The 16,764-nt window shown below is 72.6% G+C and carries 18 protein-coding genes; 11 read left to right on the forward strand and 7 right to left on the reverse strand.

Annotation, left to right across the window (positions count from 1 at the left end; all coding sequences use genetic code 11):
• Positions 1-70 precede the first annotated feature (70 nt).
• From ACZ4VI_RS08655 to ACZ4VI_RS08670, 4 genes are all read left to right on the forward strand, one after another.
• Complete coding sequence (locus ACZ4VI_RS08655; RefSeq protein WP_467997896.1) at positions 71-655, forward strand: suppressor of fused domain protein; 585 nt, start codon at positions 71-73, stop codon at positions 653-655.
• A gap of 121 nt (positions 656-776) precedes the next feature.
• On the forward strand, positions 777-1,415 hold the full coding sequence (locus ACZ4VI_RS08660; protein ID WP_467997898.1) for a DUF6758 family protein: 639 nt from the start codon (positions 777-779) through the stop codon (positions 1,413-1,415).
• Between the two features lie 168 nt (positions 1,416-1,583).
• Positions 1,584-2,444: a PHP domain-containing protein gene (locus ACZ4VI_RS08665; RefSeq protein WP_467997900.1), complete on the forward strand. Its 861-nt coding sequence runs from the start codon at positions 1,584-1,586 to the stop codon at positions 2,442-2,444.
• A 659-nt stretch (positions 2,445-3,103) separates the two neighbouring features.
• Complete coding sequence (locus ACZ4VI_RS08670; RefSeq protein ID WP_467997902.1) at positions 3,104-3,709, forward strand: MarC family protein; 606 nt, start codon at positions 3,104-3,106, stop codon at positions 3,707-3,709.
• An 81-nt stretch (positions 3,710-3,790) separates the two neighbouring features.
• On the opposite strand, the gene ACZ4VI_RS08675 is transcribed toward ACZ4VI_RS08670, so the two are convergent.
• Positions 3,791-3,943: a hypothetical protein gene (locus tag ACZ4VI_RS08675; RefSeq protein WP_147981095.1), complete on the reverse strand. Its 153-nt coding sequence runs from the start codon at positions 3,941-3,943 to the stop codon at positions 3,791-3,793.
• Positions 3,944-4,096: 153 nt separating this feature from the next.
• Here ACZ4VI_RS08675 and ACZ4VI_RS08680 point away from each other — a divergent pair, with 153 nt between their 5' ends.
• Complete coding sequence (locus tag ACZ4VI_RS08680; RefSeq protein ID WP_467997904.1) at positions 4,097-5,035, forward strand: NYN domain-containing protein; 939 nt, start codon at positions 4,097-4,099, stop codon at positions 5,033-5,035.
• 1 nt (position 5,036) lies between these two features.
• On the opposite strand, the gene ACZ4VI_RS08685 is transcribed toward ACZ4VI_RS08680, so the two are convergent.
• The gene (locus ACZ4VI_RS08685) at positions 5,037-5,918 is read right to left on the reverse strand and encodes an alpha/beta fold hydrolase (RefSeq protein WP_467997905.1); all 882 of its coding nucleotides are present in this window, start codon (positions 5,916-5,918) and stop codon (positions 5,037-5,039) included.
• An 82-nt stretch (positions 5,919-6,000) separates the two neighbouring features.
• On the opposite strand from ACZ4VI_RS08685, the gene ACZ4VI_RS08690 reads away from it, so the two are divergent.
• Positions 6,001-7,038 carry an endonuclease/exonuclease/phosphatase family protein gene (locus ACZ4VI_RS08690; protein WP_467997907.1) on the forward strand — a complete coding sequence of 346 codons (1,038 nt, stop codon included), beginning with the start codon at positions 6,001-6,003 and terminating at the stop codon, positions 7,036-7,038.
• Between the two features lie 66 nt (positions 7,039-7,104).
• Here the strand turns inward: ACZ4VI_RS08690 and ACZ4VI_RS08695 are convergent, their stop codons facing one another.
• Positions 7,105-9,246 (reverse strand): DEAD/DEAH box helicase, encoded by a 2,142-nt coding sequence (locus ACZ4VI_RS08695; RefSeq protein ID WP_467997908.1) that lies wholly within the window; start codon positions 9,244-9,246, stop codon positions 7,105-7,107.
• Between the two features lie 487 nt (positions 9,247-9,733).
• Here ACZ4VI_RS08695 and ACZ4VI_RS08700 point away from each other — a divergent pair, with 487 nt between their 5' ends.
• Positions 9,734-10,504, forward strand: coding sequence for a ferritin-like fold-containing protein (locus ACZ4VI_RS08700; protein WP_467997909.1), 771 nt, complete (start codon positions 9,734-9,736; stop codon positions 10,502-10,504).
• A 123-nt stretch (positions 10,505-10,627) separates the two neighbouring features.
• Here the strand turns inward: ACZ4VI_RS08700 and ACZ4VI_RS08705 are convergent, their stop codons facing one another.
• The 4 genes from ACZ4VI_RS08705 to ACZ4VI_RS08720 form a co-directional block, all read right to left on the reverse strand.
• Positions 10,628-10,897, reverse strand: coding sequence for a hypothetical protein (locus tag ACZ4VI_RS08705; RefSeq protein ID WP_467997911.1), 270 nt, complete (start codon positions 10,895-10,897; stop codon positions 10,628-10,630).
• Between the two features lie 180 nt (positions 10,898-11,077).
• Positions 11,078-11,305: a DUF3107 domain-containing protein gene (locus ACZ4VI_RS08710; RefSeq protein ID WP_217510274.1), complete on the reverse strand. Its 228-nt coding sequence runs from the start codon at positions 11,303-11,305 to the stop codon at positions 11,078-11,080.
• 118 nt (positions 11,306-11,423) lie between these two features.
• On the reverse strand, positions 11,424-12,083 hold the full coding sequence (locus tag ACZ4VI_RS08715) for a TetR/AcrR family transcriptional regulator (protein WP_467997913.1): 660 nt from the start codon (positions 12,081-12,083) through the stop codon (positions 11,424-11,426).
• Between the two features lie 147 nt (positions 12,084-12,230).
• Positions 12,231-12,446: a hypothetical protein gene (locus ACZ4VI_RS08720; RefSeq protein WP_467997915.1), complete on the reverse strand. Its 216-nt coding sequence runs from the start codon at positions 12,444-12,446 to the stop codon at positions 12,231-12,233.
• A 135-nt stretch (positions 12,447-12,581) separates the two neighbouring features.
• On the opposite strand from ACZ4VI_RS08720, the gene ACZ4VI_RS08725 reads away from it, so the two are divergent.
• The 4 genes from ACZ4VI_RS08725 to ACZ4VI_RS08740 all read left to right on the forward strand — a co-directional run bounded on the left by ACZ4VI_RS08725 (position 12,582) and on the right by ACZ4VI_RS08740 (position 16,707).
• On the forward strand, positions 12,582-13,595 hold the full coding sequence (locus tag ACZ4VI_RS08725) for an alpha/beta fold hydrolase (protein ID WP_467997917.1): 1,014 nt from the start codon (positions 12,582-12,584) through the stop codon (positions 13,593-13,595).
• Positions 13,596-13,931: 336 nt separating this feature from the next.
• Positions 13,932-15,032 carry a DUF3152 domain-containing protein gene (locus tag ACZ4VI_RS08730; RefSeq protein ID WP_467997920.1) on the forward strand — a complete coding sequence of 367 codons (1,101 nt, stop codon included), beginning with the start codon at positions 13,932-13,934 and terminating at the stop codon, positions 15,030-15,032.
• A gap of 116 nt (positions 15,033-15,148) precedes the next feature.
• Entirely contained in the window at positions 15,149-15,556 is a 408-nt protein-coding gene (locus ACZ4VI_RS08735) for a YciI family protein (protein WP_467997922.1), read from the forward strand.
• 8 nt (positions 15,557-15,564) lie between these two features.
• Positions 15,565-16,707: an RNA polymerase sigma factor gene (locus tag ACZ4VI_RS08740; protein WP_467998102.1), complete on the forward strand. Its 1,143-nt coding sequence runs from the start codon at positions 15,565-15,567 to the stop codon at positions 16,705-16,707.
• Positions 16,708-16,764 lie beyond the last annotated feature (57 nt).

Genomic DNA, 16,764 nt, shown 5'->3' on the forward strand with positions numbered 1-16,764 from the left:
CCAAGACTATCAGCCGACAGAGGGCCAATCCCTTCCATTGCCCGTTCCGTACGCGCTTTATGCTCACCGCATGGGAGAAGTTCTTGCTCTGGTCGAGGCCCGGCTGCGTTCGGCGCTCGGTGAACCGGACGCGCGCGCCGCGGTGACGTTTCTCGGCACGGACCGGATCGAGGTGCTCCGCTTCATCGACGGCGATGTGGTCCGCTACGCCACCCTCGGCATGTCCGCGCACCCGATGACCGACCCGACCGCCGCGCTCGCCGACCCCGTGAAGGGCCCGCGCGCGGAACTGGTGCTCTCGGTACGGGCCGGGCTCGCCGACACCGACAACGTGCTCCGCCCGCTCGCCGTCCTCGCCTCGACCCCTCAGGTCGAGGGCGTGGTCGTGGCCCCCGGCGCCTCGCTCGACGTGGGCGAACCCCTCTGGCCCGGGGCCCCGTTCAGCTCGGTGCTCGTCGCGGAGTCGGGCGGTCTTGTGGAGGACCTGGAGCTGGACGAGCCCATGGAGCCGGTCCGGTTCCTGCCGTTGCTGCCGATGACGTCGAACGAGGCGGCGTGGAAGCGGGTGCACGGGGCGCAGGCCCTGGAGGAGCGCTGGCTGGCGAACGGCACGGACCTGCGCGATCCGCTGCGCCGGTCGGTGCCGCTCGACTGACGCACCCGCCCTCCGGGTCTCCCATGGTTGACGCGTACACCTATCACTCGGGGTGAACTGGTCGGGCCGGACGGGTGATCGTCCTTGACGCGGGCGCGGAGGGGTAGGACCGTTGGGCTCTATGAGGGGCGAACCCAGTTGCCCGAAGTGCGGTGGCCGGGTCAGGGCGCCCGGACTTTTTGCCGACTCCTGGCAGTGCGACGTGCATGGCTCGGTGCACCCGCTGCAGCCCGTGATCCCGCCCAGCGTCGAGGCCCTCGGTGTGGTGGTGCACCGGGCCCAGGTGCCGGTCTGGATGCCGTGGCCCCTACCCGTGGGATGGCTCTTCACCGGGGTCGCGTACGCCGGTGACGACCGCAGCGGAGGACGCGCGACGGTCGTCGCCTGCTCGGGGCCCGGACCGCTCGGCGGGATCGGGGAGCTGCTGCTCGTGGCCGAGGAGCTCGGCGTCGGACTCGGGGCGCGGTACGCGGGGATCGACGGGCCGGACCCCGGCCCCGGCATGGCCATCGAGAAGCCCGCCCAGACGAAGGTGCTCGCCGCCGGCCGGCCGACCCCGCTGTGGCACGTGAACGGCACGCCGCAGGACCGGGCGGTCTTCGCGGGGGAGGCGCGCGGACTGTGGCTGTGGGCGATCGTGTGGCCCGAGCAGTCCGGACTGCTGATGTATGACGAACTGGTCCTCACGGACCTGCGGGACGCGGGCGCCGAGGTGGACCTGCTTCCGTGCGGGGCGCTGACACCGCGTCTGCTGACGTAGGCGGGGCGGCCGGGGGTCGGCGGTCGGTGGTCGGTGGTCGGTGGGAGGTGCGCCGGGAGCGGGGTGCCGGGGGCGGGCCGGGGGTCGGTGGGCGGGGCCGGGGTGTGGATTCGGCCGTTATGCTGGAGCGTCCCCCTAGTCCGCCCCTGAGCCCTGGAGCAACGCGTCGTGCGCATCGACCTGCACACCCACTCCACGGCGTCGGACGGTACGGACACCCCGGCCGAGCTGGTCCGCAACGCGGCGCGCGCCGGACTGGACGTCGTCGCCCTGACGGACCACGACACCACGCGGGGCCACGCGGACGCGATCGCCGCGCTGCCGGAGGGGCTGACCCTCGTCACGGGCGCCGAGCTGTCCTGCCGCCTCGACGGTGTCGGTCTGCACCTTCTCGGGTACCTCTTCGACGCCGAGGAGCCCGCGCTGGCCGCCGAGCGCGAGCTGGTCAGGGACGACCGGGTGCCGCGCGCGCGGGCGATGGTCGGCAAGCTCCAGGAGCTCGGCGTCCCGGTCACCTGGGACCAGGTCGCCCGGATCGCGGGGGACGGCTCGGTGGGCCGCCCGCACGTCGCGGAGGCCCTGGTCGAACTCGGCGTCGTACCGGACGTGTCCGGGGCGTTCACGCCGGAGTGGCTGGCGGACGGCGGACGGGCGTACGTGGAGAAGCACGAGCTCGACCCGTTCGACGCGATCCGTCTGGTCAAGGCGGCCGGCGGTGTCACGGTCTTCGCGCACCCGCTCGCGGTCAAGCGGGGCGAGGTCGTCCCGGAGTCCGCGATCGCGCGGCTCGCGGAGGCGGGGCTCGACGGCATCGAGGTCGACCACATGGACCACGACGAGGCGACGCGGGCGCGGCTGCGGGGGCTGGCGAAGGAGCTCGGGCTGCTGGCCACGGGGTCCAGCGACTACCACGGCAGCCGCAAGACGTGCGGCCTCGGCGAGTACACGACGGACCCCGAGATCTACGGCGAGATCACGCGCCGCGCCACGGGCGCCTTCCCGGTCCCGGGCACAGGCGGACCCGCGTAGCCCCTTACGGGACGTAGGACCGGCCGGCACGGACCCGCCTCCGGGGCGGTACCCCGTGCCGGGCGCTGAGCCCGGGCCGTCACCGGCCCCCCGGGGCGCACCCTGCCAAGGCTCGACGGAGCCCGCCGCCGGCTGCCGCTCCGGGTCCCGCTCGGGCCCGGGCTCGGCCCATCGGCCGACCCCAGCCGGGAGCTCCCTGCGGGGGCCCCATCCGGGAGCCCCTGCGGGGACTCCGGCCGGGAGCCCCCTGCGGGGACTCCGGCCGGCGTGGCTTCCCTGCGGGGATCCCGTCCGGGAGCTCCCTGCGGTGGCCCCTCCGGGAGCTCCCTGCCGGGACCCGGCCGGGTGGCTTCCCTCTGGGGACCCCGGCTCGGGGCTTCCCTGCGGGACCCCCATCCGGGACCTCCCTGCGGGACCTCCCTGCGGGACCCCATCCGGGACCTCCCTGCGGGACCTCCCTGCGGGACCCCCTCCGGGAGCCCCCTGCGGGCCCCCGTCGGAGGGCCGCTGCCCGGTTGGGCTCGCGGCGGGTCTTTCGGCGGAGCCACCGGCGGCCGGGGCGGTCGCGCAACGTCCTCGTCCACGTCCACGTTCACCCCCATCGCGCTCCCCCAAGCGCGCCCCACACCCCTCGTACACCCCTCATCGCAAGGCACACCGTGTTCGACGTCGCCGTATTCGGCTCGCTGTTTCTGACCCTGTTCGTGATCATGGATCCCCCCGGGATCACCCCGATCTTCCTCGCCCTCACCTCCGGCCGGGCCGCCAAGGTCCAGCGGCGGATGGCCTGGCAGGCCGTTGCCGTCGCCTTCGGGGTGATCACCGTCTTCGGGATCCTCGGGCAGCAGATCCTCGCCTACCTCCACGTCTCCGTACCCGCCCTGATGATCGCCGGCGGTCTGCTCCTCCTGCTCATCGCGCTCGACCTCCTCACCGGCAAGACGGACGAGCCCAAGCAGACCAAGGACGTCAACGTCGCCCTCGTACCCCTCGGCATGCCCCTGCTCGCCGGGCCCGGTGCGATCGTGTCCGTGATTCTCGCCGTGCAGCACGCCGACGGCGTCGGCGCGCAGGTCTCCGTCTGGGCCGCGATCGTCGCCATGCACGTCGTGCTCTTGCTGACCATGCGCTACTCGCTGCTGATCATCCGCGTCATCAAGGACGGCGGCGTCGTGCTCGTGACCCGGCTCGCCGGCATGATGCTCTCCGCCATCGCCGTGCAGCAGATCATCAACGGCGTCATGCAGATCGTCCAGGGGGCCTGACCCTTGACACCACTGCGCCCCCGTACGGATTCCGGTTCACGGAGTCCATGCGGGGGCGCGGTGCGTTCGAGCGCGTACCTGTTACGAGGCCGCGGTGTCGGCCGGGCGGATCCAGATGCGCTGGCCGATCGACGCGGCCTGCTGCACGATCCGGTTGACGGAGGCGGCGTCCACGACGGTCCGGTCGACGGGCGTGCCGTCGATGTCGTCGAGTCGCAGGATTTCGAAGCGCACGGGCTTCTCCCTTCGTCTGGAGTGTTACGTACAGGTCCAACGGGATGCATCCTGCAAACATTCCCTACGCTAAGGAAATTTTTTGGATGCCTAACTACTAAGCGGTAGGGGACATTGCCGGGCCCGGCCCGACCGGCGGAGAATGAGGCACGTATGAACGACGCAGAGATCCCTCAGACTCAGACGACGCCATCGCCCGGCGACCCGGTCCACGAGCTGCACACCCGCCTGGAGCGCACCAATGAGCTCCTGCGGCGGATGCTGGCCGAAGTGGCGAAGACCCCGTCGACCCATGCCATCTTCGTCGACGCGGGTTACGTCTATGCTGCGGCCGGGTTGCTGGTGGCGGGTACCGAGGACCGGCGCTCCTTCGACCTCGACGCCGAGGGGCTCATCGAGGCCTTCATCGACAAGGCCCGCACGATCTTCGCGGACAGCCGGCTGCTGCGCGTCTACTGGTACGACGGCGCACGGCGCCGTATCCACACCCCCGAGCAGCAGGTCATCGCCGAACTCCCCGACGTCAAGGTCCGGCTGGGCAACCTCAACGCCAACAACCAGCAGAAGGGCGTCGACTCCCTCATCCGCTCCGATCTGGAGTCCCTCGCCCGCCACCGCGCCATCAGCGACGCCGCCCTCGTCGGCGGCGACGAGGACCTCGTCCCGGCCGTCGAGGCCGCCCAGGGCTACGGGGCCCGCGTCCACCTCTGGGGCATCGAGGCCGCCGAAGGGCGCAACCAGGCGGAGCCGCTGCTCTGGGAGGTCGACAGCCGGCGCACCTTCGAGCTCGACTTCTGCCGCCCCTACGTCACCCGACGGCCCGTCACGACGTACGAGAACGAGGGCGAGCCCCCGCCCTCGCGCGAGGAGGTCCGCTTCGTCGGCGCCCAGATCGCCGCGACCTGGCTCGGCGAGCGGGGCCGCGACGCGCTGGCCGAGCTGCTGCCCGGGCATCCGTATCTGCCGGGACCGGTCGACCAGGACCTGCTCATCGAGGCGGAGAAGCTCCTCAGCCGCTCGCTGCGCGGCCACGCGGCCCTGCGCCGGGCGCTGCGCGACGGGTTCTGGCAGCACCTCCAGGCGCAGTTCTGACCTAGCCCGCGTCGACGGCCCGTGCGTCCGCGTGGGCCCAGAACGCCGCAAGCCGCCCCGCCAGTTCCTCCGGGTGCGAGACGTTGGGGGAGTGGCCCGCGCCCACGACCACCGTGTGGTGCGCGCCCGTGCTCGCCGCCGCCGCGGCCAGACCGTGCACCGGCCAGACCATCTCCTCCGCGCCGTACGCGATGTGCACCGGCAGCGGCAGCGCGGCCAGCCGCGCCGTACCGTCCGGATCGCGCAGCAGCAGCCGGCCGGCGCCCGCCAGTTGGGCGATCCGGGTGAGCATCCAGCGCCGCCGCAGGAACAGCACGACCTCCGGCGCGTCGACGACCCCCGGCTCCTCGCCCCGGCTGTCCAGCCAGCGCGTCGCCAGCCACACCCGCTCCTTGGGCAGCACGGCGAGCGCACCGCGCAGCACCCGGACCCTGACCCGCTGCGGGCGGGCGACCCGGCCGGGCCCCGAGGACAGCAGGGTCAGCGAGCGGAACGCGGCGGGCGCGAGCTCGGCCGCCGCACGGGCGACCAGGCCGCCGAAGGAGTGGCCGAGCAGGTGCACCGGGCCGTCGCCGAGCGCGGCCGCCTGCGCGACCACGTCGAGGGCGAGGGCACGGCGGCTGTACGCGTGGCGTCCGCGCGGCCCGGGTGTCTCGTTCTGGCCGCGCCCGTCGACGGCCACGGCGCGGTAGCCGTGCTCGCCGAGCGGACCGAGCAGGGCGAGGAAGTCCTCCTTGCTGCCGGTGTAGCCCGGCAGCAGCAGCACCGTGCCGCGGGTCTCGCCCTCGGGCGCGGTGTCCAGGACGGCGAAACCGCCGCGCGTGGTCTCCAGCCGGTAGGCACGGGTGCGCGGTGGCAGCGCCAGGGACCGGGGCTTGCTCATACAGCGACGATAGCCGCCGACGAGTCGGGCGTCGGAACGGACCCGAGGCTATGATCACCCTTTTTGTGACAGGGGAGGGATCATGAAGAACTGGCAACGACGACTGACGGTCGTCCTGTCGTCGGTCGGACTGCTGCTGACGGGGGCCACCTCGGCGTCGGCGACCAGCACCACCGCGACGTACACGGCCTGGCACTGGAACGTGTCGGGCAACGTGATGTGGGACGGGGCGACGACCGGGGGGCTCGTCGACAAGGCCGTCTCGTCCATCACCTACCAGAACGCGGACTTCGTGTCGTTCAACGAGATCTGCTTCAGCCAGTACAAGGCCATCCAGCAGGCCTTGGTGGCGGAGGGCTGGCCCGAGGAGAGCGCCACGACGAACTTCTCGCGCTTCGCCGAGACCCTCGCTCCCCGCGCCGGGCTCTGCGACGGCAAGTCGTCCTTCGGGAACGCGCTGTTCAGCAAGCGGGCGCTCGGCACGTCACACCAGTACCTCCTGCCGGCGGACACCCCGACGGCGGAGAACCCGACACCCGAGCCGCGAAAGATGCTCTGCGCGCCGCTGGCAGCCTTGGACAAGATGAAGTTCTGCACGGTGCACATCACCACCAGCAACGTCGTCGCGCCCGGGCAGGTGGGCGAGCCGAAGAAGGACAACGAGCGACAGCTGGCAGCGGTGCTCGGGATTCTCGACGGCTTCGAGACCGCCGGGGAGACCTACCTCCTCGCCGGCGACCTCAACGCCCAGCCGCACTACGGGCGGCTGGGCGGCTACTACTCGCCGACGGCCGACACGGTGAACAACCCGAACAACGTGGGCGCGCACCGCGAACTCGACGACGCGGACGCGACGCACTGCCCCGGGTACGGCGAGTGGACGGCCGACGGCAGCACGGGATCCGAGCCGTGCGGCGGCAACTCCAAGATCGACCACATCTTCGTCCGGGAGAACCGCATCCCCGTCGGCGGTGCGTACAGCGCGGACTCCCTCGCCATTCCGACCGGCTGCACCGTCCCTGATCCGAAGGACGGGGCGGTCGACCCGACCCAGTGCTCGGATCACCGGGTCCTCGTCGGCACGGTGCCGGTGGAGATCGACACGACACCGGCCACGTAGGCAACGCAGAGCGGCCCGGTCCCTGGGAAAGGGGCCGGGCCGCTCTGCGTGGTGCGCGACGGTGCGTCAGCTCTCGGGCTGCGCGGCCGCCGCCTTCTTCGTCGTGCGGCGACGCGGGGCCTTGGGGGCCTCGCTCGCCTCGGCGACCTCGGTGGCCTCCGACGGAGCGGCGGCCGCCTTCTTGGTCGTCCGGCGGCGCGGGGCCGTCTTCGGCTCCGAGGCGTCCGGGGCCTCGGCGGCCACGGCCTTCTTGGCCGTCCGACGGCGCGGGGCCTTGGGAGCCTCCTCGACGACGGACTCGACGACGGACTCGACGACGGGCTCGGCTGCGGGCTCGACGGCCGGGGTCTCCGCGACCTCGGCCGCGACCGCCTTCTTGGCGGTACGGCGACGGGGAGCCTTCTTCGGCTCCTCGACGGCCTCGGTGACCGGCTCGGCGGCCACGGGGGCCGTCTCGACGACCTCGGCGACGGCCTTCTTCGCCGTACGACGGCGAGGGGCCGCCTTCTTGGGCTCCTCGACCTTCTCGGCGACCGGCGCGGCCGCGGCGAGGGCGGCGGCCGCCGTCTCCACGGTCTGGAAGGTCACCGTCTCCTCCGGCTTCACCACGCGCGCACGGCGGCGGCGCGGGGCCTTCGGGGCCTCGGGGGCCTTCTCCACCGGCCTGGCCTGCTCAGTGCGGGGCGCGACCACGGCGACCGGAGCCGTAGCGACCGGAGCCGCGGGGGCGGGGGCCTCCGCGACCGGGGCGGCGGCAGCGGCCTCGACGACCGGGGCGCTCGACGCGCCCGTGGCACGGGTGCGACGACGGCGGCGCGGCGTGCGCGGCTCCGCCGAAGCGTCCTCCGCCACCGGAGCCTCGACGGCCGTGGCCGTGGCCGGGGCCGTGACCGTGGCCGTCTCGTCCGTCGTGGAGCCGCTTCGCGTACGGCGACGCTGGCGCGGGGTGCGCGTACGGTCCGGACGCTCCTCGGCAGCCGGGGCGGCCTGCTTGCGGCCACGGCCGCCACGGCCGCCGGGCTCGCCCAGGTCCTCCAGCTCCTCCGCGCCCAGACCCGCGCGGGTCCGCTCGGCGCGGGGCAGGACGCCCTTGGTGCCCGCCGGGATGTCGAGCTCCTCGTACAGGTGCGGGGAGCTGGAGTACGTCTCGACCGGCTCGTGGAAGTCAAGGCCGAGCGCCTTGTTGATGAGCTGCCAGCGCGGGATGTCGTCCCAGTCGACCAGGGTCACCGCGGTGCCCTTCGCGCCCGCGCGGCCGGTGCGGCCCACGCGGTGGAGGAACGTCTTCTCGTCCTCCGGCGACTGGTAGTTGATGACGTGCGTGACGCCCTCGACGTCGATGCCGCGCGCGGCGACGTCGGTGCAGACGAGCACGTCGACCTTGCCGTTGCGGAAGGCGCGCAGCGCCTGCTCGCGGGCGCCCTGGCCGAGGTCGCCGTGGACCGCGCCGGAGGCGAAGCCGCGCCGCTGCAGCTGCTCGGCGATGTCGGCCGCCGTGCGCTTCGTACGGCAGAAGATCATCGCGAGCCCGCGGCCGTTGGCCTGCAGGATGCGGGAGACCATCTCCGGCTTGTCCATCGAGTGCGCGCGGAAGACGTGCTGCTTGATGTTGGCGACGGTCACGCCCTCGCCGTCGGGCGAGGTGGCGCGGATGTGCGTCGGCTGCGACATGTAGCGGCGGGCGAGGCCGATGACCGCGCCCGGCATGGTGGCCGAGAACAGCATGGTCTGACGCTTCGCCGGAAGCATGTTCATGATCTTCTCGACGTCGGGCAGGAAGCCCAGGTCGAGCATCTCGTCGGCCTCGTCGAGGACGAGGGCCTTGACGTGGGACAGGTCGAGCTTGCGCTGGCCGGCCAGGTCGAGCAGGCGGCCCGGGGTGCCGACGATGACGTCGACGCCCTTCTTGAGCGCCTCGACCTGGGGCTCGTACGCCCGGCCGCCGTAGATGGCGAGCACGCGGACGTTACGGACCTTGCCGGCGGTCAGCAGGTCGTTGGTGACCTGGGTGCACAGCTCGCGGGTGGGGACGACGACCAGGGCCTGCGGGGCGTCGGTCAGCTGCTCGGGCTTGGCCCGGCCGGCCTCGACGTCCGCGGGGACGGTGACGCGCTCCAGGAGCGGCAGACCGAAACCGAGGGTCTTGCCGGTGCCGGTCTTGGCCTGGCCGATGACGTCGGTGCCGGAGAGGGCGACCGGAAGGGTCATCTCCTGGATGGGGAAGGGATTCACGATGCCGACGGCTTCGAGCGCCTCGGCCGTCTCGGGAAGGATCCCGAGCTCTCGGAAAGTCGTAGTCAGGGTGCTGCCTCTTCTGTGAGACGCGGCGCGAGGCGAACGCTGGGGGTCGTACCGTGCCGATTCGCTTCCGGCCGGATCGACGAATGGATCACAGCCGGGTGGCGCGGGACCACTGCCGTCGCTCGAGCGTCGTGCCGCTGAGGGTCCCTCCTGCGGGTGCGCGGGGAGGGTTGTCGGGTCGGAGCCAGTCGGGCCACCGACCGGGCATCCTCATTCATGAGTCGGCCCACCGAGTACGTCCGAACGTGCGAAAACTTGTCCGCATACTCAGCAGGCGCTTTATCACTGTACCCCGGATTCGCGCATGTGTGTCGGGAGGATTCGTGATGAGGGCGCGGTCACAGTGACTGACCAGGGCCTTGAGCGGGCGGGGGAGCGGGCTATTGTGCGCTTCATGGAGACGCCTGACAACGCCAAGCCCGCCGAAGAGACCGGGCGGGAGACCGCGGAAGAGACCGCCGAGGAGCTCACCGGGATCGCCGCCCAGGACTGGGCCACGGCATCCGCCGAGCCGCAGTACCGCGCCGCGGTCATCGATCTGCTCGGCGCGCTGGCCTACGGCGAGCTCGCGGCCTTCGAGCGGCTCGCCGAGGACGCCAAGCTCGCGCCGACCCTCGCGGACAAGGCGGAGCTGGCGAAGATGGCCTCCGCCGAGTTCCACCACTTCGAGCAGCTGCGGGACCGGCTGGCCGCCGTGGACGCGGAGCCGACGGCCGCGATGGAGCCGTTCGCCAAGGCGCTGGACGACTTCCACCGCCAGACCGCGCCGTCGGACTGGCTGGAGGGCCTGGTCAAGGCCTATGTCGGCGACTCGATCGCGAGCGACTTCTACCGTGAGGTCGCGGCCCGCCTCGACTCCGACACGCGCGGGCTCGTGCTGTCGGTGCTCGACGACACGGGCCACGGCAACTTCGCCGTGGAGAAGGTCCGCGCCGCGATCGAGGCGGACTCGCGCGTCGGCGGCCGGCTCGCGCTGTGGGCGCGCCGGCTGATGGGCGAGGCGCTCTCCCAGGCCCAGCGGGTCGTCGCCGAGCGCGACGCCCTCTCCACGATGCTCGTCGGCGGCGTGGCGGCCGGCTTCGACCTGGCGGAGGTCGGCCGGATGTTCTCCCGTATCACCGAGGCCCACACGAAGCGCATGGCTGCGCTGGGCCTGGCGGCGTAACCCCCTGACGCGAGCCCCCGCGCCCTCAGGCGCGGGGCCGCGCGGCCCCTGCGCCGACCAGGCCCCGGGGCGCAGGCCAACGGCATAGAGCGCCCACGTGGACCGTCTTCGTGGTGGCGCTGTTCACGCCGCCGCTGATCGGCGCAGGTGGCGGGAGGCCGGGCGGAGCAGCAGGGAGAGCAGGACCGTCGCGATCGCCACCGCCCCGATGAGCGTGGCCAGGGCGTGGCCGGGGCCGAGGGCGCCGTGGGTCACCAGGGCGCCGAAGACGGCGCCGAGCGTGCCGGTGGTGAGAACGACCCCGCGTGCGGGGAGGCGGTCGGGCAGCCGGTGCACGGCGGCCCAGGCCAGGGCGAATCCGAGCAGGGCGGAGCCGAGGGCTTCCAGGAACACGGGATCACCTCGCGTGCGGTGCGGGGCGGGACATTCGGTCGTAGGCCGTCCTACCCGGGCCGACTCGAACGCAATCCTCCCCGCCCGCCTCACCTGCACCTTCGCCCGACGCGCGCCCTTACGGACGAAGGGCCCGGCGGATCGCATCCGCCGGGCCCCTCACCTGTTCGGTCGTACGTCTCAGAGCGCGCCGAAGCCCACCCGGCGCACCGCCGGCTCGCCGATCTCCACGTACGCGATCTTCTCGGCCGGGACCAGGACCTTGCGGCCCTTCTCGTCCGTGAGGCTGAGCAGCTGCGCCTTGCCGGCCAGCGCGTCGGCCACCGCGCGCTCGACCTCCTCGGCGGACTGCCCGCTCTCCAGAACGATCTCCCGGGGTGCGTGCTGCACGCCGATCTTGACCTCCACGGCTATGTCCCTCCGAACGGTCAGCGTTGCGCGTCTTCCCGCGCCGTACGCTGCACACATTAGCCCGGTGAGGCGACCCGTACGGCGCACCGGCCGAACGCCAGGAGCGAACAGAGCGTCAGTGGCCCTCGGCGCTCAGCTGGCCCTCCGTCGGGTGCAGCGGGAAGCCCGCGATACCGCGCCACGCCAGGGAGGTCAGCAGCGCGACCGCCTTGTCGCGGGGGATGGCCGACTCGCTGGAGAGCCAGTAGCGCGCGACGACCTGGGAGACACCGCCCAGACCCACGGCCAGCAGCATGGACTCGTCCTTGGACAGGCCGGTGTCCTCGGCGATCACGTCGGAGATCGCCTCGGCGCACTGCAGGCTCACCCGGTCCACGCGCTCGCGCACGGCCGGCTCGTTGGTCAGGTCGGACTCGAAGACCAGCCGGAACGCGCCGCCCTCGTCCTCCACGTACGCGAAGTACGCGTCCATCGTCGCTTCGACCCGCAGCTTGTTGTCCGTCGTGGACGCGAGCGCCGTGCGCACGGCCTGGAGGAGCGCCTCGCAGTGCTGGTCGAGCAGGGCCAGGTAGAGCTCCAGCTTGCCCGGGAAGTGCTGGTAGAGCACCGGCTTGCTGACGCCCGCACGCTCGGCGATGTCGTCCATCGCGGCGGAGTGGTACCCCTGCGCGACGAACACCTCCTGGGCCGCCCCGAGGAGCTGGTTCCGTCGGGCTCGGCGCGGAAGGCGCGTGCCCCGAGGGCGTGCTGCCTCTGTCTGCTCGATGGCTGTCACGCCGCCTCCCAAAAATCGATCCATGCGCGCTGTGGTGCCGCGCCCGCCATCGTACTTTTGGGTAACCCGGCTGTGCGCGGTGCGGACGCAGAATTTCACGGACCGGACGCCGAGGGCGATAGGCGATTCAACATTAAACCGAACGAATCAGCGGTAGTCGTCTTCGTTCAGGGCGACTACCCGTGTCTGTTCGGCGGCGTCGGCCGGGTTCGCGGAGTCCTGTTCGACATGGGTGGGGTGCTCGTCCTCCTGCTGCTGGACTTCCGTGTGCTGTTCGGCGGCGTCGGCCTCGGGGATTTCCTCGTCGAGCACTTCGACCTCTTCCTCGGCGAATGTGTCCGGCTCGTTCGGATCGACAGTCATGCGGTTCCTTCCGGCATGCGGGAGCGTCTCCGATGGCCCTCACTACGAGCGTAGGAGCACACCCCGCGCGGCGCACCCGATCCTGTGACGCCACACACACGCGCCTCCGCGTGATCGTCTCGTAATATTGCGGCCATGTCGTCGACCGAGCTGCCGGAGACCCGGACCGCCGCCGCACCGCCCGCGTCGCGCACCCGCGCCGTACGGGTCGCCGACGGCGAGGTGCTGCGGCGCGTCGCGCTGCCCGGGCTCACGCTCACCGTGCGCGCCCGGCCCGGCAGCCGGCCGGGGCTCGCGCCCGCGCTGTACGTCCACGGCCTCGGCGGCTCCTCGCAGAACTGGTCCGCGCTGATGCCGCTCCTCGCGGACCAGATCGACGGTGAGGCCGTCGACCTGCCGGGCTTCGGCGACTCCCCGCCGCCCGACGACGGCAACTACTCCGTCACCGGACACGCCCGGGCGGTCATCCGGATGCTCGACGCGGCCGGCCGTGGCCCGGTCCACCTCATCGGCAACTCGCTCGGTGGCGCCGTCTCCACCCGGATCGCCGCCGTCCGCCCCGATCTCGTCCGCACCCTCACCCTGGTCTCCCCGGCCCTGCCCGAGCTGCGCGCCCAGCGCGGCGCCTGGCCGACCGTGCTGTTCGCCCTGCCCGGCATGGCGCCCCTGTTCGCGAGGCTGACCAGGGACTGGACGCCGGAGCAGCACGTCCGGGGGGTTCTCTCGCTCTGTTACGGAGACCCCGGGCGGGTCACCGAGGAGGGCTTCCGGCACGCGGTGGAGGAGATGGAACGGCGCCTGGAGCTCCCGTACTTCTGGGACGCCATGGCCCGCTCCTCGCGCGGCATCGTCAACGCGTACACGCTCGGCGGTCAGCACGGTCTGTGGCGGCAGGCGGAACGGGTGCTCGCGCCGACGCTGCTCGTCTACGGCGGCCGTGACCAGCTCGTCTCGTACCGGATGGCCCGCAAGGCGGCCGCCGCGTTCCGCGGCTCGCGCCTCCTGACGCTTCCGGACGCCGGGCACGTGGCCATGATGGAGTACCCCGAGACGGTCGCCCAGGCCGTACGGGAGCTGATCGAAGCCAAGGAAGCCAACGCAGTCGGCACAGCCGACCGAGCCGGCACAGACGACAGCGGCGGGAGCTGATCCGGGGCCGTGGGACGACATAGTCGCAAGGGGCCCGCGCCCGCTCCCCCCGCCGATACGGGGCAGCGGCGGGAAGCGGAGCCGGGGACGGGGACGGGGCGCCGCAGGCGCGCACCGGGCGATCAGGACACGTACCCGCAGGGCGGGAACACGCAGGACGCGTACCCGCAGGGCACGTACCCGCCGGCCGCGAATGCCCGGGGCGCGAACCCCGAGGGCGGGAACCTCCCGGGCAGGCACCGCCAGGGTGGGTCACAGAATCCGTACCCCCAGGGACCCGGCGGACAGCGGACCGGGTACGCCCAGGGCACGTACGGGCAGGGCCCCGCTCAGGGTTTGTACGGGCAGCAGAGCGGCGGCTGGCCCGTCTGGGACACGCCCATGCACGGCACCCCGATGTACACCGCCCCCGCCGACACGGCCGTACGGGGCGGGCATCCCGAACACGCCGAGACCGCGCCGCCGCCCCCCGAGCGATACGGCGACTGGCAGGGCACCCGCGCGAACGATCCGGACGAGACCGCCTCGCGAGCCCCCTTCATCCCCGCCCCGCGCCGGGAGAGCGGCCCCGACGACCTTCCCGACCTCCCCGAGGAGGCCCCCGCAAAGAAGGCCGGCAAGGGGCGGACGTTCACCGGCATCGCGGCCGCCGCCGTCACCACCGTCCTCGCCGTCGTCGTGGCCGGTCAGGCCATCGACCGCGACTCGGGAAGCTCCGTCGCCCGCTCGGCGGAAGGCCCCACCGACCGGGCCGTCGACAACGGTGGCACCTCGCGCTCCGACGACCGGCAGGTGCCGCCCGCCAAGACCGCGCCCGCGGAACCCGCCGCACCGCCCACGTACGAACAGCTGATGGCCCGGCAGTACCCGATCGACCCCAAGCTCAAGGGCTCGGGCGAGTTCGAGGCCGTGCCCGGCTTCGACAAGGCGCCGGGCAAGGGCCGCAAGATCCGCTACCGCGTCGACGTCGAGAAGGGGCTCGGGCTCGACGCGACGCTCTTCGCGCAGGCCGTGCAGAAGACCCTCAACGACGAGCGGAGCTGGGCCGGTCAGGGCGCCATGACGTTCGAGCGGATCTCCAGCGGGGAGCCGGAGTTCGTGATCACGCTCGCCAGCCCCGGCACCACCGGTGTCTGGTGCGCGAAGTCGGGTCTGGACACCACGGTCGACAACGTGTCGTGCGACTCGCTGTCCACCTCCCGGGTGATGATCAACGCGTTCCGGTGGGCGCAGGGGTCGGAGACGTTCGGTCCGAAGGCGATGCTGGCTTACCGCCAGATGCTCATCAACCACGAGGTCGGACACCGGCTCGGGCACAGCCACGTCAGCTGCCGCACGCCGGGCGCCCTCGCCCCCGTGATGCAGCAGCAGACCAAGTCGCTGGACATCGACGGAATCAAATGCCGCCCCAACCCCTGGGTGCATCCGGGGAGTTGAGGCGTGCCGGGTGATCCCTCGAAAAAATTCCGGCGGCGATGTCGAGAACGCGTGCCCAGCTTCGTCCCCGGAGTGAACGCGACCACAATGGGTCGCATCAGCCCGAGGAGAACACCATGGCCAAGTACCTGCTTCTCAAGCACTACCGAGGCGCCCCGGCCGCGGTCAACGACGTGCCCATGGACCAGTGGACGCCCGAGGAGATCTCGGCCCACATGCAGTACATGCACGAGTTCGCGGCCCGGCTCGAGAAGACCGGCGAGTTCGTCGACGGCCAGGCGCTCGCCCCCGAGGGGGTGTGGGTCCGGTACGACGGCGAGGGGCGCCCGCCGGTCACCGACGGCCCGTTCGCCGAGACCAAGGACCTCATCGCCGGCTGGATGGTGATCGACGTCGACAGCTACGAGCGCGCCGTCGAGCTGGCCGGTGAGCTGTCGGCCGCCCCCGGGGCGGGCGGGAAGCCGATCCACGAGTGGCTCGAGCTGCGCCCGTTCTACGGCGTGTCGCCCACCATCACGGAGTGACCTCACCGATGGACGAGGTCCTGCTCCGGAGCCTCACGCCGAGCGTGCTCGGAATCCTCGTCCGCCGCGGAGCCGACTTCGCGGCGGCCGAGGACGCCGTACAGGACGCGCTGGTCGAGGCGGTCCGCGTCTGGCCGAACGACCGGCCGCGCGATCCGAAGGGCTGGCTGGTCACCGTGGCCTGGCGCAAGTTCCTCGACGCGACGAGGTCGGACGCGGCCCGCCGCCGGCGTGAGGACCTCGTCGAGGAGGAGCCTGCGCCCGGCCCCGCGCCCGCCGTGGACGACACGCTCCAGCTCTACTTCCTGTGCGCCCACCCGTCGCTGACGCCGTCGTCGGCGGTCGCGCTCACGCTGCGCGCGGTCGGCGGGCTGACCACCCGCCAGATCGCCCAGGCCTATCTGGTGCCCGAGGCGACCATGGCGCAGCGCATCAGCCGGGCCAAGCGCACCGTCTCCGGTGTCCGGTTCGACCAGCCTGGCGATGTCTCCACCGTGCTGCGGGTGCTGTATCTGGTCTTCAACGAGGGCTACTCCGGCGACGTCGACCTCGCCGCCGAGGCCATCCGGCTCACCCGTCAGCTCGCGGCCGCGATCGACCACCCCGAGGTGGCGGGGCTGCTCGCCCTCATGCTGCTCCACCACGCCCGGCGCGCCGCCCGGACCGCCTCCGACGGCAGCCTCGTGCCGCTCGCCGAGCAGGACCGCGGCCGGTGGGACACCGCGATGATCGCCGAGGGCGTCGAGATCCTGCAGGCGGCCCTCTCCCGCGACCGGCTCGGCGAGTTCCAGGCCCAGGCCGCCATCGCGGCCCTCCACGCCGACGCGCCCACCGCCGAGGAGACCGACTGGGTCCAGATCGTCGAGTGGTACGACGAGCTCACGCGCCTGACCGACAGCCCGGTCGTCCGGCTCAACCGGGCGGTCGCCGTCGGGGAGGCCGACGGACCGCGCGCCGGCCTGGCGGCGCTCGCCGAGCTGGACGCCTCCCTGCCCCGCCACGCTGCGGTGGCGGCGTACCTCCACGAGCGCGACGGCGACCTGGGGACAGCGGCCCGGCTGTACGCCGAGGCGGCCCGGAAGGCGCCCAACCTTGCCGAGCGCGACCATCTGACGCGCCAGGCCGCCCGGCTCAACGCCCGCCGGACCTGAGAGCGGGCATGGCCGCAGCATGACGCTGCGTACACGAAGCACCCCGTAGCGCGACGG

Source organism: Streptomyces sp. NPDC029169 (assembly GCF_055563935.1).

Coding starts and splice junctions, on each gene's coding strand:
- ACZ4VI_RS08655 (WP_467997896.1), top strand. CDS start 71: ATGGGAGAAGTTCTTGCTCTGGTCGAGGCCCGGCTGCGTTCGGCGCTC.
- ACZ4VI_RS08660 (WP_467997898.1), top strand. CDS start 777: ATGAGGGGCGAACCCAGTTGCCCGAAGTGCGGTGGCCGGGTCAGGGCG.
- ACZ4VI_RS08680 (WP_467997904.1), top strand. CDS start 4,097: ATGAACGACGCAGAGATCCCTCAGACTCAGACGACGCCATCGCCCGGC.
- ACZ4VI_RS08685 (WP_467997905.1), bottom strand. CDS start 5,918: ATGAGCAAGCCCCGGTCCCTGGCGCTGCCACCGCGCACCCGTGCCTAC.
- ACZ4VI_RS08690 (WP_467997907.1), top strand. CDS start 6,001: ATGAAGAACTGGCAACGACGACTGACGGTCGTCCTGTCGTCGGTCGGA.
- ACZ4VI_RS08695 (WP_467997908.1), bottom strand. CDS start 9,246: ATGACCCTTCCGGTCGCCCTCTCCGGCACCGACGTCATCGGCCAGGCC.
- ACZ4VI_RS08700 (WP_467997909.1), top strand. CDS start 9,734: ATGGAGACGCCTGACAACGCCAAGCCCGCCGAAGAGACCGGGCGGGAG.
- ACZ4VI_RS08720 (WP_467997915.1), bottom strand. CDS start 12,446: ATGACTGTCGATCCGAACGAGCCGGACACATTCGCCGAGGAAGAGGTC.
- ACZ4VI_RS08725 (WP_467997917.1), top strand. CDS start 12,582: ATGTCGTCGACCGAGCTGCCGGAGACCCGGACCGCCGCCGCACCGCCC.
- ACZ4VI_RS08735 (WP_467997922.1), top strand. CDS start 15,149: ATGGCCAAGTACCTGCTTCTCAAGCACTACCGAGGCGCCCCGGCCGCG.
- ACZ4VI_RS08740 (WP_467998102.1), top strand. CDS start 15,565: ATGGACGAGGTCCTGCTCCGGAGCCTCACGCCGAGCGTGCTCGGAATC.